Raw genomic sequence first — 15,486 nt, forward strand, 5'->3', positions numbered from 1 at the left:
GCCCTGGTCAAGCAGCCAGTGGTAGCCGGCGAGCGCGTCGTCGGCCGCGGCTGGGAAAGGGTGTTCGGGGGCCCTGCGGTAGTCCAGCAACAGCACCGGCAGACCCGACGTCGCCGACAGTGCCGCCGCCAGGTGCTTGTGCGTCCGCACCGACCCGAAGACGAACCCGCCGCCATGCAGGTACAACACCGCGCCTGCCTTCTCGTCGGCATCGCGCGCGCAGATCCACAGGCCATGGACATCGCCATACCCGTGCGGTTCCGATACCGCCCGGACCTTCGTGCCACGCGGCAGCGGAGTCACGCCCAGCGAGTCGAATGCCTCACGCACGATGCGCAGCTGCGCCCCGCGAAGCTGGATCCGGTCGGCGATGGGACGGATGGTTCTGGTCATGAACAGCGATAGAGCACGAGCCTGAACACTGGGACCTGGCATGACAGCCATGGCACACCGCCCCTCCCCGACGCGGGCGGTCCACAGTGACGCAACCCACTTGACCAACTGTAAGTCAGCGAATGGCGCCGGCTCTTCGTCCGAAAGTTGTAACTGTCAACCGTTACTAAACCAACCGCCGACTACGGTGGTTATGTGAGCACAGACGTCCTGTTGACCAGGCTCAACGCCATCCTCGGCGACGGCTTGGCGGTCGACCCAGACATCACCGCCGCGTACCGGCGCGACGTCATGCCGCTGGCGCCGTTCGGCGAGCCGCTCGCGGTCGCGTTCCCCACCGACACCGCCCAGGTCCAGGAAGTCGTGCGTGCCTGCGCCGAACACGGTGTGCCGATAGTGCCGCGCGGCGCTGGTAGCGGGCTGTCGGGCGCGGCCAACGCCATCGATGGCTGTTTGGTGCTGGTGACCACCCGGATGAACGCGATCGTGGAGATCGACCCGGACAACCGGCTCGCCGTCGTCGAACCCGGTGTCATCAACCTCGACCTGCGCGGAGCCGTCGAGAAGCACGGGCTCTTCTATCCGCCCGATCCGTCGAGCTACGACTGGTGCACCATCGGCGGCAACCTCTCCACCAACGCAGGCGGCCTCTGCTGCGTGAAGTACGGCGTCACCACCGACTCCGTGCTCGGCCTGCACGTCGTCCTCGCCGACGGCGAACTCCTCAAGACCGGCCGCCGCACCGTCAAGGGTGTCGCGGGCTACGACCTCACCAAGCTCTTCATCGGCAGCGAAGGCACCCTCGGCGTAATCACCCAGGCCACGCTCGCCCTGCGCCCGCTGCCCCAGGCGCCTGGAACCATGGTGGCCGCCTTCGGGTCCACCGAGGCCGCGGGCGTCGCGGTGACCAGGATCGTCCGCGAAGGCATCGTGCCCTCACTGATGGAGATCATGGATGCCACGTCGATCGAGGCAGTCGAGGAACACCTCAAGACCGAACTCGGCGCGGGCAAGGGCTGCGCCGCCCTGCTCATCTGCCAGTCCGACTCCGGCGGCGAGGCCGCGCGCCGGGAACTGGCCATGATCGAGCAGGTCTGCGCCGACGCGGGCGCGGAGATGGCGTTCACGACCTTCGACCCGGCCGAAGGACAGGCGCTGCTCACCGCCCGCCGCGCCGTCCTGATGGCGCTGGAGGTCTACGGCTCCTGGCTCACCGACGACGTCTGCGTCCCGCGCACCCGCATCGCCGAACTCATCGCGGGCTGCGAACGGATCAGCCGCGAGGTCGGCCTGCGCATCGCCGTCGTCGGGCACGCGGGCGACGGAAACATGCACCCGACGATCGTCTACGACCCGACGTCCGAGGACGAGTTTGCCCGCGCCCGCCAAGCCTTCGACGACATCCTCGCGGTCGGCCTCAGCCTCGGCGGCACGGTCACCGGCGAACACGGCATCGGCAAGATCAAACGCGAATGGCTGGCCCGCGAGATCGGCCCGATCGGCCTACGCACCCACCGCGCCATCAAAACCGCGCTGGATCCTGGCAACCTGTTCAACCCTGGTTCGATGTTCCACTGACACGGGAACCAGTCGGCACACCTGTTCGTCCGACGCGCAGGACACGAACGAAAGGGTCGGAACGTGGTGGGCATACCGTCGCGCCGCAACGCGCTCATCGCAGGCGGGTGCGCGGTGGCGTTGCTCATCGCCTGCGTGATCGTCATCGGCCAGGTGAACGACTCGCGCGGCCCCGCGCAAGCCGTGCGGGAGTACGTCGACCTCATCGCCCGCGGCGACGCGACAGCGGCGAACGCGCTCGTCGCCCCCGGGCCGGACCGGGCCTTCCTCACCGACGAGGTGCTGGCGGCGTCGCAGCGGATCAAGGTGACCGAGGTGATCGGTCACGATTCGGGCGTCGAGCCAGGTCAGACCGCCGTGGCGACCGTGCGCTACGAACTCCCTGGGCGCTCCTACACCACGAGTCTGCGGGTCAAGCGCGAACCGAACTCCTTCGGTGGCCTCGAACGATGGCGCGTCATCGACCCCCTGGTGGTGCCGGTCGTGGTGCAAACCAACGTGCCGACCTTGGACTCCGGTTCGCTCGGCGCGGCACGGATCCCGGTGAGCGGCCCGCGCCTCAACGGGTTTCCCCAGCGGCGTTTCCTCATGTACCCGGCGTCCTACCAGCTCATGGGGATGACGTCGAAGTACGTGCGAGCCTTGCCGAACGACATGTCGGTCGCCCATGGCCAGTCCATGGAGATGAACCCCGCGGCCATCGGCTATCAGCCTGAGCAGGAGTTGTCCCGACTGGTCACGGCCAAGATCAATGAGCTGTTGGCCCGGTGTTTCGGCACCGGCGCCGCGCCGCCCGCCGACTGCCCGCGCTACCTGCGGACATATTCCGAAGCCGCAACCGACTTCCGACTGGACCGCAGTCCCACGATCGAACGGCTGCAGGCCTACCAGACCGAGTACAAGGCCGACGGCTCAACGAAACCGGCCATCCACTTCGCCACCGCGAAGGGCCGGTTCAGCTTCACCGACGGCCGCACCCGTACCCAGGACTTCACTATCCGCGGCGTCGTCGACATCTCGCGCGATGACGCCGTGACCATCACTTTCGACGACGAGTGAGCGCTAGGCGGCGGCGCGCTTCTTCTCGCGGCGGGCCTTCAGGACCTCGAAGATGATCGGCAGGATCGAGACGAACACGATCAGCAGGATCATCGCTTCGAGGTTGTCGTGCACGAACGGGATCTGGCCGAGGAAGTAGCCCAGCACCGTCACGCCGGTCGCCCACAGCACCGCGCCGATGCCCGAGTAGACGAAGAACTTGCGCTTGTCCATCTTGCCGACACCGGCGATAGCGGTAATGAACGTGCGGATGATCGGCACGAACCGGGCCAGCACGATCGCGCGAGGGCCGTACTTCTCGAAGAACTCGTGCGTCTTCTCGACGTGTTCCTTCTTGAACAGCTTCGAGTCCGGCTTGTTGAACAGCGCGGGCCCGGCCTTCTCGCCTATCCAGTACCCGACGACGTTGCCCACGAACGCGCAGACCGTCAGCAGCACGCACACCAGCCACAGCGGCGGCGAGATGTAGTCGAGGGCGACGAACAGGCCCGCGGTGAACAGGAGCGAGTCACCCGGCAGGAAGAACCCGAGCAGCAGGCCGCACTCGGCGAAGATGATGAGGCACAGACCCGGCAGCAGGAACGGCCCCAGACTCCGGAGGATGACCTCGGGGTCCAGCCACGACGGCAGCAGGGCGAGATTGACGGTCAGATCGGCGCTCATCACGCCCACAAAGGTACCGGGCTCACATCAGCGTGAGCAGGCCCACCACGGACCCGGCGGCCAACCCGAGCAGAACAGCGATCAGCAGCACCCACCCGAACCTCGGCCGGGTGTCCGGTTCGAGCCGCGTCGTCGGCTCCGGTTGGGCGATAAGCGGCAGGTCACTGCCTGAGAGCAAACCGAAGTGCGCGACCGGGCTCGTCGCCGACTCCGACAGCGGAGTCCGCGCCGCCTGCGCGCGCAACGCCTCGGCGAGGAGGCGCTCCGGGTCGTCGGTCATGCGTCGACGTTAACCCACTCGCCGTGCCTGAGGACGCCGTCGAGGCGCAGGTTCGGGTCGAGCAGCACCACGTCGGCCGCCAGGCCCTTGGTGAGGCTGCCGGTGGTCTTGGCCAGGCCCAGCAGCTCGGCGGGCCGGGTCGAGGTCGCGTCCACGGCGTCGAGGATGCCCATGCCGCAGGTCTTGACCATGTTGCGGAAGGCGACGTCCATGGTCAGCGTGCTGCCCGCCAAGGAGTCGCCGCCGACGACGAGCGGCACCCCGTCGAGCACCTCCACGGTGATCCCGCCGACCAGGTAGCGGCCGTCGCCCGCGCCCGCCGCGGCGATGGCGTCGGTCACGAGGACCGTTCTGGTGGGCCCGGCGTGCTGGGCGGCGAGCCGGACAACCGTCGGGCTCAGGTGGACCAGGTCGCAGATCAGTTCGACGGACACGCGCTCGTCGTCGAGCAGCGCGCCGATCGGGCCCGCCTCGCGGTGGTGCAGCGGCCGCATGCCGTTGAACAGGTGGGTCGCGACGGTCGCGCCCGCGTCGACCGCGGGCAGCACCAGGGCCTCGGTGGCGTCGGTGTGCCCGATGGCGGCGATGGCGCCCGCGTCGACGATCTGGCGGACCGCGCGGACCGACCCCGCAAGCTCGGGCGCCAGCGTGACCATCCGGACCGGGCCGGTCGTGAGGAGCTTTTCGACGTCGTCGCGGTGGGGCGGCTGCAGGATCGCCGGATCGTGCGCGCCGCAGCGGGCCTCGGCGAGGAACGGCCCCTCCAGGTGGATGCCCGCGAGCAGGCCGTCCTCGACGTGCTCGCGCAGCGCCGCGATCTGCTCGACCAACTCGGGGACCGGCGCGGAGACCAGACTGGCCAGCAGTGTCGTGGTCCCGTGGCTGGCGTGGGTATGCGCCGCGCGCAGGACGTCGGCCGGGTGGGGGCTGGTGAAGGCGGACCCGCCGCCGCCGTGGCAGTGGATGTCGACGAACCCGGGCACCACCCAGGCCCCGCGCGCGTCGTGCACGCGGTACGTCGCGGGCGGCGCGCCGGTGCCGAGGGCGGCGATCAGACCGTCCTCGACGAGCAGCCAGCCGTCATCCAGCACGCCGTCCGGCGTGACGAGCCTGCCGCCAGAAATCAGATGTGCGCCCACGCGCGTATCCCTCCCCGAGATCACGTCCCGGGGAGAGTCTATTGGTCTAAACCACTTTTTAGGGAGACTAGGTGTTCATGATCTTCTGGAGAGCTTCGAGCGCCCGGCTCGCCGTCGACTTCACCGTGCCCTTGGAAATGCCCGTGGCCTCGGCGATCTCGGCCTCGGACAGGTTGCCGTAGTAGCGCAGGACCAGGACCTCGCGCTGCCTCGGCGGCAGCTGCGACAGGGCCTTGACCACCTGCTGGTGTTCCGCGGTCAGCATCGCGAGGCTCTCCGCGGAACGCGCGTTGACCGCGTGCGGCGGCGTGTACTCCCGCGCGGTCTTGCGGCGGCGCAGCACACTCCGCGAGCCGTTGACCACCGCTGTCCGCAGATAGCCGACCGCGGCGGCCGCGTCCCGCAGACCACCCCAGTTGCGGTGCAGCCCGGTGAACGCCTCCTGCACGACATCCTCGGCCGTCGCAGGCTCGTCGACCAGCAGCAGCGCCAGCCGGACGAGACGCATCCGGTGGGTGCGGTAGAGGTCTTCGAGCGTCAGCGGCGCCTCAGGCGCGGGCGGCGGCGCGCTCTTGAGGTCGATAGCCCGGAGCCGGGTCAGCGTCTGCTCGACGCTGCGCTCCGCGTTGCCCTCCACGGGCGTGTCCGCGGGCTGCCCGGAGGCACTGACATTCCCGCGCGCCGGAGGGTAGTCACCCGGTTGCACACCATCCCCTGCCACGGCCAAACCTTACCGGGCGGCGCCGGTAAGCACATCGGCCGACGGTCGGAAAAGACCGACTGCGACGATGGGCGCCATGACCTGGTTCACCGTGGACACCACTTACATCGACGACGCCGACCGCCTCGCCGAGGTCCGCCCGTCTCACCGCGCCTACCTGCAGGAGCTGGTGGAGACCGGCCACGTGCTCGGCGGCGGTCCCTGGGCGGACGGGACCGGCGGATTCTTCGTGGTGAAGCTCGAGGACCGCGAGGAACTCGACAAGATCCTCGCCGTCGATCCGTACACGACCGAGGGAATCGCCGCCGCCCGTGTGATCCGGGAGTGGACGATCGCCCTCGGACCCTTCGCGGGCTAGTAGGTGCCGCCGAGTTTGCCGTGGTCCCAGGAGACGATCTTGGTGGGCCGGAAGACCAGCCCGATCCGCTTCGCCGCCTGGGCCCGCACGAACTGCGACGCTGCCGCGGCCACTTCCTCACTGCCCGTGTAGCGAAGCGTCAGCGCGCTGCCGATCTCGGTGATGCGCTCGGTGTCCTCGATGAGCTCGACGTCGCATTCCAGCATCACGCCGACGAGTTCCTCATAGCTTTCGCCGCTCTCCACGAGCACCGTGGCCTGGGCGAGCCTGCGCAGGTTGGCGACCTTCTGCGACGACTCGTACGTCCACGTCGTGAGGGTGTCGCCCTCGGGCAGGTACCACAGCGAGACGAGATGCGGGCGGCCGTTCTTGCCGATGGTCGCCACGTTCGCGGTCTTCTGGTTCTCCAGGAACGCCTGGATCTCCTCCGGCGAAAGCTTGATCTGGTCCCGTCGCGACATCCGCGCCTCCTCGTGGTCTGACGGGCAGGCTAACGCCTGTCGGCGTCCGCCTGGCCGCCCGCGCCGACCGCCCGGGACGAGACTTCCGCGCCGCGCTTGGCGATGTCCTCCAGCGCCGCCTTGTCTGCCTTCGCCACGATGTTGCCGCGCAGCTTCGCGCCGATCTCGATGATCGGCGGCAGGAACGTGCGGATCACCTTCAGCGCGCCGACCCAGCCGGGCACGTGGATGCTGCGGTCGCGCCGAAGGATGCCCTTCTCCAGGGCGTCGAGGGCGAACTCGACCGGGTACGTCTTGCCCATCGGGCCGGGCATGCTCGCCCGCAGCGGTCCGAACACCGGGTGCTCGTCGGCGCCGTTGACCAGGTCGGTCGCGATCCACGACGGGTGCGCGACACCGACGCGCACACCGAGGTGCCGCATCTCGGCGCGCAGGCTGTTGGTGAATGCCTCGACGCCCGCCTTCGCCGCCGCGTAGGCCGCCATCGCGGGCGCGTGCGTGATCGCCGCCAGCGAGGACACGACCAGGATGTAGCCCTTGCGGTCGATCACGTGCGGCAGCGTCACCCGAACGGTGCGCCACACGCCGAGCAGGTCGACCTCGATGGTCCGCTCGAACGCCTTCGGGTCGATCGACCGGACGAAGCCCGCGGCCGCGATGCCCGCGTTGGCCACGACGATGTCGATTCCGCCGAAGCGCTCGACGATGCCTTTGGTCGCGGTCTCGAGAGCGGCCCAGTCCGTCACGTCCGCCTCGAACACGGCGGCGTCCGGCCCGCACTCGGCGGCGACCTTCTTCATCACGTCCGGTTCCAGACCGACGAGCGCGACCTTGGCCCCCCGCGCGGCGAACCGCTTGGCCAGGCCCGCGCCGAAGCCGCGGGCGGCCCCGGTGATCACGATGACCTTGCCTTTGACGTCTTGCTCGCGGGCCAGCAGGTTCGTCACACCCATCGGAGTCCTCCTCGGTCGCGTTCCTTACCGTGAGTAAGCTACCACAAGTAACCGTAAATTGGAGTAACAGTTATCTCGTTGGCGGACTAGCCCGACACACCTGAAACACAACCCTCGTAGGATGCGGCAGAACGGCGCAGGCCACCCCGAGGAGGACCCACCGATGCCCATCGCCACACCCGAGGTCTACGCGGAGATGCTGGACCGGGCCAAGGCGAACGAGTTCGCTTACCCGGCCATCAACGTGACCTCGTCGGAAACATTGAACGCCGCACTGCGCGGCTTCGCCGAAGCCGAGAGCGACGGCATCATCCAGGTGTCCACCGGCGGCTCCGAGTTCGCCTCCGGCACCAAGGTCAAGGACATGGTGGCCGGCGCGGTCGCGCTCGCCGAGTTCGCGCACGTCGTCGCCGAGAAGTACCCGGTCAACGTCGCGCTCCACACCGACCACTGCCCCAAGGACAAGCTCGACGGCTTCGTCCGCCCGCTGATCGCGATCAGCCAGGAGCGGGTCGACGCAGGCCGCGCGCCCCTGTTCCAGTCGCACATGTGGGACGGCTCGGCGGTCGCGCTCGACGAGAACCTGCAGATCGCCGCCGACCTGCTCGAGGCCGCGGCCAAGGCCAGGATCGTGCTGGAGATCGAGGTCGGTGTCGTCGGCGGCGAGGAAGACGGCGTCGACAACGAGATCAACGACAAGCTCTACACGACGGCCGAGGACTACCTCAAGACCGTCGACGCGCTCGGCGTGGGTGAGAAGGGCCGCTACCTGCTGGCCGCGACCTTCGGCAACGTGCACGGCGTCTACAAGCCGGGCAACGTCAAGCTCAAGCCGTCGATCCTGAAGCAGGGCCAGGACGTCGTCGCCGAGAAGCTGGGCCTCGCGCCCGGCTCCAAGCCGTTCGACCTGGTCTTCCACGGCGGCTCCGGCTCGCTGCTCGAGGAGATCCACGAGGCGGTGTCCTACGGCGTCATCAAGATGAACATCGACACCGACACCCAGTACGCGTTCACCCGCCCGATCGCGGCGCACATGTTCGCCAACTACGACGGTGTGCTCAAGATCGACGGCGAGGTCGGCAACAAGAAGGTCTACGACCCGCGCAGCTACCTCAAGGCGGCTGAGCAGGCCATGGCCGCGCGCATCACCCAGGCGTGCGAGCACCTCAAGTCGGCGGGCCGCATGATCGCGGGCTGATCCCGGACACAAAACGGCGCCTCCCGTTCGCGGGAGGCGCCGTTCCCTTTGTCAGACGGAGACCTTGACGGCCGCCTGCCGCTCGTTGAACCACTGCGCGACCGGCTTGCCCAGCCACCAGAAGCCCGCCAGCAGCACGAACGTGATCGGCGCGGACCACCAGGCGATCGGCGGGGCGGCGATGGTCACTTCCTGCAGGTGGAGCGCGCCGTGGCCGAGCACAGTCACCACACCGGCTCCGACGACGGCCTCCATGGTGTGCGAGAGGTTCGCCCGGCGCACCAGGTCGATCGCCAGGCCGACGAACACCAGGTAGAACGGCACGGTCGACGGTGGGAAGTCGGCCACGACCAGCATCGGCCAGATCACCGCGCGGTAGGCGACGTACGCGGCGGCCACCCCGGTGGCGGCCCAGCGCAGGCCGATCGTCTTCGCGGCGGCGACGAGCACGAGCCCGGCCATCCCGATGCCCCACATCGGGTACACCCAGTCCGGGATCGGCAGCGCGAACTGCTTGATCGCCTCGTAGTCGACCGGGCGGCCGATCTGCTCGGCGGCGAACTCCAGCAGGCTGCGCTCGGCGTAGCAGGTGTCGATCGTCAGCACGCCGTTCGGCATGCAGGACCGCAGTTCCAGGACGCCGTACTCCTGCTGGCCGTTGGGGAACAGCATGTTCTCCAGGAAGAACACCCACAGCCCACCCAGGATCCACGGCCGCGCCTTGCCCCGCGGCCCGGCCGAGGCCCAGCCGTCGATGAGCCCGGCGATCATCAGCGCGGTGCCCAGGTAGAGCAGCGCGTGCGACGCGCTCCACGCCGTGAGGTCGAGTCCGTTGACCCGGTGATTGATCACATCGAGCGGGGCGGCGATGAGAAAAACAGCCAAACCGACCTGCAGCAGCCGCTGCGCGCGTTTCGTGACGGCCATGCCGGTGAACGTGTGAATGGCCACAAGAACCACGGCGATACCCGTGCCGACAGTGTTGATCAGGTGCGGCGCGGCGAGGTCGTCACGCTGGAACTTGAAATGCCACGACTCGTCCCACGACGACCCGAGCACCTTGAACAACAGGGCGATCAACCAGGTGCGATAGGCGAAATGCCACACCCACTCGGGTGTGTCGGCGCCCGCGTCCCCACGCGTCCAATGCAGCCGAAAGAAATCCTTGAACTGCCCGACAGGACCTTTGCCCGCAGGGTCCTCGATCGTTGGTCGCCCCATGTTCACCTGGCCATCATGGCGGCGCGCTGCTGAGAACGGAAAGCCGCCCCCACTCCTCCGTGCGAAAATCCGGGTTATCCCCCTAGGGGTTGGTGACCTTTCGAATCAGGGTCGTCACCTAGTGCAATATCGGGATGTATTCGTCTCACAGGTCACCGACTCGGGCGATGGGGCAGGATGACCCGTATGGACGGCAACCTGCTTGGACCTGACCCCACAATGCTCCCCGCCCGCGAAGAGCCGCAAGGTGCTTTGGACACCGGCGCCGACCCGGCCGACGTGGCGGCCCGCTGGCCCGACTTCAGTGCCGCCTGGGCCGCGCTCGCCGAAGCGGCGCTCAACAAGGGCGAGAACGTCGCCGCTTATGCCTACGCGCGCACCGGCTACCACCGCGGCCTCGACCAGCTCCGCCGTTCCGGCTGGAAGGGCTTCGGCCCGATCCCGTGGTCGCACGCCCCGAACCAGGGCTTCCTGCGTTCCCTCGCCGCCCTGGCCCGCGCCGCCAAGGCGATCAACGACACCGAGGAGTACGAGCGCTGCTCGACCTTCCTCGCCGACTCCGACCCGGCAGCCCCCGCGGCCTTGGGCCTGTAACGGCGAGTCGCCCCTCCAGGCAAACGAGTCGCCCCGCCCGGCAAGTGAGTTCGACATTCGCGAAAGTCGAACTCACTCGCTGGACGGGGCGACTCGCGTTCTTCAGCCGATTGGGCGGTTGAGGACGCCGACGAGGATCGAGTGGACGGCCCGGTGGTCGCCGTCGTGCACGAGCTTGCACTGGCCGCCGCGCAGCCGGTACCACTCGGTCGTCCCGGCGTAGCGCACCTTCGCCGTCACCGCGCCGCCAGGAGCGCTGACCGTGCGCAGCTCCAGGTCACCGGTCAGCACACCGGCTTCCTCGGTCATCACGCCCGGACCCGCGGCGAACGGTGAGGTGTACTCCGACATCGGCGGTCCTCTCAGGAGGTCAGCAGTAGTTGAGCATGCTCAGCAGAGCAGACTTCTCCGCCGAGTTCACCCGCAGCGAGTACTTGTACTTCACGTGCGTCCACATCTTCGCGTAAGTGCACCAGTACGAGCTGAGCGGCGGCTTCCACGTCGCGGGCGTCTGGTCGCCCTTGGCCTGGTTGACGTTGTCGGTGACCGCGATGAGCTGCGGGTAGCTCAGGTCGTTGGCGAACGCCTGCCGCTGGCTGGTCGTCCACGACGAGGCCCCCGACCGCCACGCGGCGGCGAGCGGCACGACGTGATCGATGTCCACATCGGACGCCAGAGTCCAGGTCGCGCCGTCGTAGGGGCTGTACCAGCTGCCGGAGGTCGCCGCGCAGTACGAGTCGGTGACCACGTTCGTGCCGTCGCGCTTGAGGACGGTCTCACGGGTGTTGCAGGAGCCGGAGATGGTGATCCAATGCGGGAACTTGTCCCGCGAATAGCCGGTCATCGACCCGTCCGGCGCGACCGTGAGGGACGCGAGTTCGGAACGGGCGGTCGTCTCGGTGGGGATGTTGGGTGGGGTGGCGCTCGCGACACCGGCGAGGCCGACCGTGAGGACGACGGAAAGGGATAAGGAGCCGAGCAGTGTGCGGATCTTCGACAAGGTTCCTCCAGGTGCGGATCAAGGAGAACGCCGGATAACCGTGTCTGCGCAGGATGGAGTCCATGAAGCCATTGGGTGACACACTGACGACTTACAGTAAAAGTTCTCAACCACTCTCCGCTAGACCCAGCGAAGATCGACCGTTCGGCGCTAGACGACGCCTCGGGCGACCCGTAGGTCCGCGGTGTGGCGGTACCAGGTCCATCTGGACACATCCCGCTTGTACGTCACCCCGTCCAACTCGGGGATCACCGGCAGGCAGCCCAGCTGGAACGCCCGCCCCCGCGTCGTCTCCACCCGATTGCGGAGCAGGCCGCGGTGGATCACCCGGACGACGAGCCCGTCGCCGCCCTGGGGGTCCGGGGTGACCTCCACCCGGCTCGCCCGTCCCCGCAGGACCGTGGCGTCGTCGCAGTACGCCACCCCGCGGACCGACCGCAGCACGCCGACGCCGACAAGGACGCCGCCCGCGTCGTCGCGGATGAAAGGGATCGGGTCGACCTCACCGGCGACGGCCACCCGAGCGGCGGCGGCTGGGTCGGCCGGGATGCCCCACAGCTTGGGGATGGCCGAGCCGCCTGCGGGCACGAAGCCGACCGTGGTCCCGCCGAGGAGGTCGAGCCGCATGATTCGCAACACGATGGCGGCCAGGTCGGCGTCTGTGCCGTGCACCACCAACCGGCGCCCGTCGAGGCCTTTGAGCAGGGGATCCGCGACGGATTTGCCCGGTTTCGCGCCCACTTCCCGGACTTCGGCGCCGACGTCGAACAACGCTTCGGTGTCGGCCTGGTTTCCGCAGGCCAGCACGAGTGCACCCACCACACGCTCCTGGTCTAGTCTCAATCACCGGCATTCGCCCGCATCAGCCCGGGTTCGGGTGTCCACGGTTCCACTGCCAACACCTGGAGTCTCACATGCCGGCAATCGTGCTGATCGGCGCCCAATGGGGCGACGAGGGCAAGGGCAAGGCCACCGACCTGCTCGGTGACCGCGTCGACTGGATCGTGCGTTACCAGGGCGGTAACAACGCGGGCCACACCGTCGTCCTCCCGGACGGCCAGAAGTTCGCCCTGCACCTGATTCCGTCCGGCATCCTGACCCCGGGGATCACCAACGTCATCGGCAACGGTGTCGTGGTCGACCCGGCGGTGCTGCTCACGGAACTCGCGGGTCTCGACGAGCGCGGTGTCGACACCTCCCGCCTGCTGATCTCCGCCGACGCGCACTTGATCATGCCGTACCACGTGGCGATCGATAAGGTCACCGAGCGCTACCTCGGCAAGGCCAAGATCGGCACCACCGGCCGCGGCATCGGCCCGGCCTACCAGGACAAGGTCGCCCGCGTCGGGGTCCGCGTGCAGGACCTGCTCGACGAGAAGATCCTGCGGCAGAAGGTCGAGGCCGCGCTCGACATCAAGAACCAGATGCTGGTCAAGATCTACAACCGCAAGGCGCTCGACCCCGAGCAGGTCGTCGACGAGGTCCTCGCCTCCGGGGAGAAGTTCGCCCACCGCATCGCCGACACCCGGCTGCTGCTCAACCAGGCGCTCGAGCGCGGCGAGACCGTGCTGCTGGAAGGCTCGCAGGGCACCCTGCTCGACGTCGACCACGGCACCTATCCGTTCGTCACGTCGTCGAACCCGACCTCCGGCGGCGCGAGCGCGGGCTCGGGCATCGGCCCCACCCGCATCACCACGGTGATCGGCATCCTGAAGGCCTACACCACCCGCGTCGGCTCCGGCCCGTTCCCGACGGAACTCGACGACGAGATGGGCGAACGCCTCCGCAAGGTCGGCGGCGAGATCGGCGTGACCACCAAGCGCCTGCGCCGCACCGGCTGGTTCGACGCCGTGATCGCCCGGTACGCCGGCCGGGTCAACGGCATCACCGACTACTTCCTCACCAAGCTCGACGTCCTGTCCGGCCTGGACACCGTGCCGATCTGCGTGGCCTACGAGGTCGACGGGCAGCGGATCGACGACATGCCGATGACCCAGACCGACGTCCACCACGCGGTGCCGGTGTACGAGGAGATGCCGGGCTGGTGGGAAGACATCAGCGAATGCCGGACGTTCGAGGAGCTCCCGGCGAACGCCCGCGCGTACGTGGAGCGCATCGAGGAACTCTCGGGTGCCCGCGTGTCCGCGGTCGGCGTCGGCCCCGGCCGCGACCAGACGATCGTCCGCTACCAGATGGCGTGAGTGCTGCCGGGCGCCCCCGCGGGGCGCCCGGTCAGTCGTCCGACCCGCTGGTGAGCAACCGGGGCGTCTCCACGGCGAGGATGCGGAGGAACTGCCCGATCTCGACGAGGATCCTGAGCGCCACCTTCAGCGCGGTCCGCTGCAGCCCGCGTTCCAGTTCCCCCACGAGCACGCTGATCTCGACGATCAGGTCGAAGCTGGCCTGCGAGGTCAGCCGGTATCCGGGCAGGTCAGGCAGGTTGGCCAGGATGGCCTTCTGCCTGCTGAGCTTGCGCTCGATGTCGACGTGGTTGCGTGGGTAGTCGAACCGCTTGAGCTTGGCCGAGAGGTCCCGCAACTCGGTCTTCACCTGCGTGAGCCGCTCGACGATCTTCGGCGTGGCCAGGGCGTGCCCGCACTCGCCGCACCGGATGCCCCGGACGCCGACCTGCGCCGGAATCCGGTTCCGCTTGCCGCACGCGTCGCACGTGACCATGTTCTCGCTCACCAGGTGCCTGCCTTCGTGATCGTCTGTCCTGCATATCTGCCACGACGTTGATCAGTTACACCTGGCGCGGAACCGTTATTCCCTGGCCAGCGCCGCCTCCTCCAAGTCCAGCTCACGCAGGACCTTGCGCAGTGCCTCGTCGTCGATCTCGCCCCGGTTCCGCGCCTGGATGAACACAGTGCGCTCGGCTGACAGCATTTCGCGGCGCAGTCGGCGGAACGCCGCGGCCGGGCTCTCCAATTCCTGACGCCCCAGCCGTTCCCACGCGGCGTTCCCCCGGTGTTCGGCGATCGCGCGCAGCCGTTCGGCAAGGTGGTCGGGGATCTCACCCTCCGACAACACCTCGTCCAGCCGGTCGATCGCCGCCCGGGCCGCCGTGTCCTGGACCTGAGCCTCGGCGAGCGCGCGTTCCTGCGTGTCGGACGCCTCGAACCGCAGCGCGCGGATCAACGCGGGCAAAGTGGTGCCCTGCAACAGAAGCGTCCCGACCGTCACGACAAAAGTCAGCAGCACCACGACATCGCGCCCCGGCATGTCCGCCGGAATCGCCGCCGCGGCCGCCAGCGACACCACTCCGCGCATGCCCGCCCACGAGATCACCGTGACCTGCCGCCACCCGGGCCGCGGCTCCCGTGCCCGGATCCGCGGCGACAGCCACCGCGGGATATGGGCGGCCGGGAACATCCACACGAACCGGACCACGATCACCGCCGCCAGCACCACCGCGGACGCGCCCACCAGACCCCACCCCGGCCGCGTGTCCGCGATGACCGTGCGCAGCTGCAACCCGATCAGCGCGAAGACCAGCGACTCAAGCAGCACGTCGGCCGACCGCCACACCGCTGTCTCCTGCAGCCGGGTCGAGAACCCCGCCGCGGGCGCGTTGTGCCCGAGGTACAACCCGGCGACCACCACGGCCAGGACGCCCGACGCGTGTACCTCCTCAGCCAGCAGGTACGCGCCGAAGGGGACCAGCAACCCGAGCGCGCTCTCCAGCACACCATCGCGCAACCGCAGCCGGACGGCGTGGACCACGACGGCCAACACCAACCCGACCAGCACACCCCCGACGGCCGCGCCCGCGAACGTCAGCACGCTGTTCCCCCACGAGAACGCCGCCGCGCCCGTGGCCGCCGCGACCGCCACCTTGAACGCGGTCAGCGCCGTGGCGTCGTTGCCC

Annotated in this window: 19 protein-coding genes; 6 read left to right on the forward strand and 13 right to left on the reverse strand. The window is 68.6% G+C overall.

Annotation, left to right across the window (positions count from 1 at the left end):
- Positions 1–393 (reverse strand): alpha/beta hydrolase (locus ACRDSQ_RS30850; protein ID WP_431425979.1); only part of this gene is annotated, 393 nt, incomplete at its 3' end.
- 195 nt (positions 394–588) lie between these two features.
- Between ACRDSQ_RS30850 and ACRDSQ_RS30855 the strand changes: the two genes are divergently transcribed.
- On the forward strand, positions 589–1,971 hold the full coding sequence (locus ACRDSQ_RS30855) for an FAD-binding oxidoreductase (protein ID WP_431425981.1): 1,383 nt from the start codon (positions 589–591) through the stop codon (positions 1,969–1,971).
- Positions 1,972–2,034: 63 nt separating this feature from the next.
- Positions 2,035–3,030: a hypothetical protein gene (locus ACRDSQ_RS30860; protein WP_431425982.1), complete on the forward strand. Its 996-nt coding sequence runs from the start codon at positions 2,035–2,037 to the stop codon at positions 3,028–3,030.
- 3 nt (positions 3,031–3,033) lie between these two features.
- Here the strand turns inward: ACRDSQ_RS30860 and ACRDSQ_RS30865 are convergent, their stop codons facing one another.
- The 4 genes from ACRDSQ_RS30865 to ACRDSQ_RS30880 form a co-directional block, all read right to left on the reverse strand.
- Entirely contained in the window at positions 3,034–3,693 is a 660-nt protein-coding gene (locus ACRDSQ_RS30865) for a VTT domain-containing protein (protein ID WP_431425984.1), read from the reverse strand.
- Positions 3,694–3,715: 22 nt separating this feature from the next.
- Positions 3,716–3,973, reverse strand: a complete 258-nt coding sequence (locus tag ACRDSQ_RS30870; protein ID WP_431425986.1) for a hypothetical protein — start codon at positions 3,971–3,973, stop codon at positions 3,716–3,718.
- Positions 3,970–5,100, reverse strand: coding sequence for an N-acetylglucosamine-6-phosphate deacetylase (gene nagA, locus ACRDSQ_RS30875; protein ID WP_431426000.1), 1,131 nt, complete (start codon positions 5,098–5,100; stop codon positions 3,970–3,972). The genes ACRDSQ_RS30870 and nagA overlap by 4 nt, the downstream gene beginning before the upstream one ends.
- 79 nt (positions 5,101–5,179) lie before the next feature.
- Complete coding sequence (locus tag ACRDSQ_RS30880) at positions 5,180–5,749, reverse strand: SigE family RNA polymerase sigma factor (RefSeq protein WP_187218900.1); 570 nt, start codon at positions 5,747–5,749, stop codon at positions 5,180–5,182.
- Positions 5,750–5,909: 160 nt separating this feature from the next.
- Between ACRDSQ_RS30880 and ACRDSQ_RS30885 the strand changes: the two genes are divergently transcribed.
- Entirely contained in the window at positions 5,910–6,191 is a 282-nt protein-coding gene (locus ACRDSQ_RS30885; protein WP_431425988.1) for a YciI family protein, read from the forward strand.
- Here ACRDSQ_RS30885 and ACRDSQ_RS30890 read toward each other — a convergent pair.
- Together ACRDSQ_RS30890 and ACRDSQ_RS30895 are read right to left on the reverse strand one after the other, a co-directional pair.
- Positions 6,188–6,652 (reverse strand): pyridoxamine 5'-phosphate oxidase family protein, encoded by a 465-nt coding sequence (locus ACRDSQ_RS30890; RefSeq protein WP_431425989.1) that lies wholly within the window; start codon positions 6,650–6,652, stop codon positions 6,188–6,190. The two genes, ACRDSQ_RS30885 and ACRDSQ_RS30890, sit on opposite strands and share 4 nt — an antisense overlap.
- Before the next feature lie 29 nt (positions 6,653–6,681).
- The gene (locus tag ACRDSQ_RS30895; protein ID WP_431425990.1) at positions 6,682–7,605 is read right to left on the reverse strand and encodes an SDR family oxidoreductase; all 924 of its coding nucleotides are present in this window, start codon (positions 7,603–7,605) and stop codon (positions 6,682–6,684) included.
- A 163-nt stretch (positions 7,606–7,768) separates the two neighbouring features.
- Here ACRDSQ_RS30895 and fbaA point away from each other — a divergent pair, with 163 nt between their 5' ends.
- Positions 7,769–8,803, forward strand: coding sequence for a class II fructose-bisphosphate aldolase (gene fbaA, locus ACRDSQ_RS30900; protein WP_431426002.1), 1,035 nt, complete (start codon positions 7,769–7,771; stop codon positions 8,801–8,803).
- 51 nt (positions 8,804–8,854) lie between these two features.
- Here the strand turns inward: fbaA and ACRDSQ_RS30905 are convergent, their stop codons facing one another.
- Positions 8,855–10,024, reverse strand: coding sequence for a hypothetical protein (locus ACRDSQ_RS30905; protein WP_431425991.1), 1,170 nt, complete (start codon positions 10,022–10,024; stop codon positions 8,855–8,857).
- A 186-nt stretch (positions 10,025–10,210) separates the two neighbouring features.
- Here ACRDSQ_RS30905 and ACRDSQ_RS30910 point away from each other — a divergent pair, with 186 nt between their 5' ends.
- Positions 10,211–10,618, forward strand: a complete 408-nt coding sequence (locus ACRDSQ_RS30910; RefSeq protein WP_431425992.1) for a DUF3151 domain-containing protein — start codon at positions 10,211–10,213, stop codon at positions 10,616–10,618.
- 102 nt (positions 10,619–10,720) lie between these two features.
- Here ACRDSQ_RS30910 and ACRDSQ_RS30915 read toward each other — a convergent pair whose 3' ends face one another.
- From ACRDSQ_RS30915 to ACRDSQ_RS30925, 3 genes are all read right to left on the reverse strand, one after another.
- A complete protein-coding gene (locus tag ACRDSQ_RS30915) occupies positions 10,721–10,969 on the reverse strand; it encodes a hypothetical protein (RefSeq protein WP_431425993.1) in 249 nt (82 codons plus the stop codon).
- A gap of 19 nt (positions 10,970–10,988) precedes the next feature.
- A complete protein-coding gene (locus ACRDSQ_RS30920) occupies positions 10,989–11,609 on the reverse strand; it encodes a GmrSD restriction endonuclease domain-containing protein (RefSeq protein ID WP_431426003.1) in 621 nt (206 codons plus the stop codon).
- Between the two features lie 159 nt (positions 11,610–11,768).
- Positions 11,769–12,437, reverse strand: a complete 669-nt coding sequence (locus tag ACRDSQ_RS30925) for a hypothetical protein (RefSeq protein ID WP_431425995.1) — start codon at positions 12,435–12,437, stop codon at positions 11,769–11,771.
- Between the two features lie 95 nt (positions 12,438–12,532).
- Between ACRDSQ_RS30925 and ACRDSQ_RS30930 the strand changes: the two genes are divergently transcribed.
- Positions 12,533–13,819, forward strand: a complete 1,287-nt coding sequence (locus ACRDSQ_RS30930; protein ID WP_431425996.1) for an adenylosuccinate synthase — start codon at positions 12,533–12,535, stop codon at positions 13,817–13,819.
- 31 nt (positions 13,820–13,850) lie between these two features.
- Here the strand turns inward: ACRDSQ_RS30930 and ACRDSQ_RS30935 are convergent, their stop codons facing one another.
- Both ACRDSQ_RS30935 and ACRDSQ_RS30940 read right to left on the reverse strand, forming a co-directional pair.
- Entirely contained in the window at positions 13,851–14,306 is a 456-nt protein-coding gene (locus ACRDSQ_RS30935; protein WP_431425997.1) for a hypothetical protein, read from the reverse strand.
- Positions 14,307–14,381: 75 nt separating this feature from the next.
- The coding region (locus ACRDSQ_RS30940) for a cation:proton antiporter (protein WP_431425998.1) at positions 14,382–15,486 on the reverse strand (1,105 nt) is incomplete at its 5' end.

Source organism: Actinokineospora sp. (assembly GCF_050699995.1).
Taxonomy (GTDB): Bacteria; Actinomycetota; Actinomycetes; order Mycobacteriales; family Pseudonocardiaceae; genus Actinokineospora.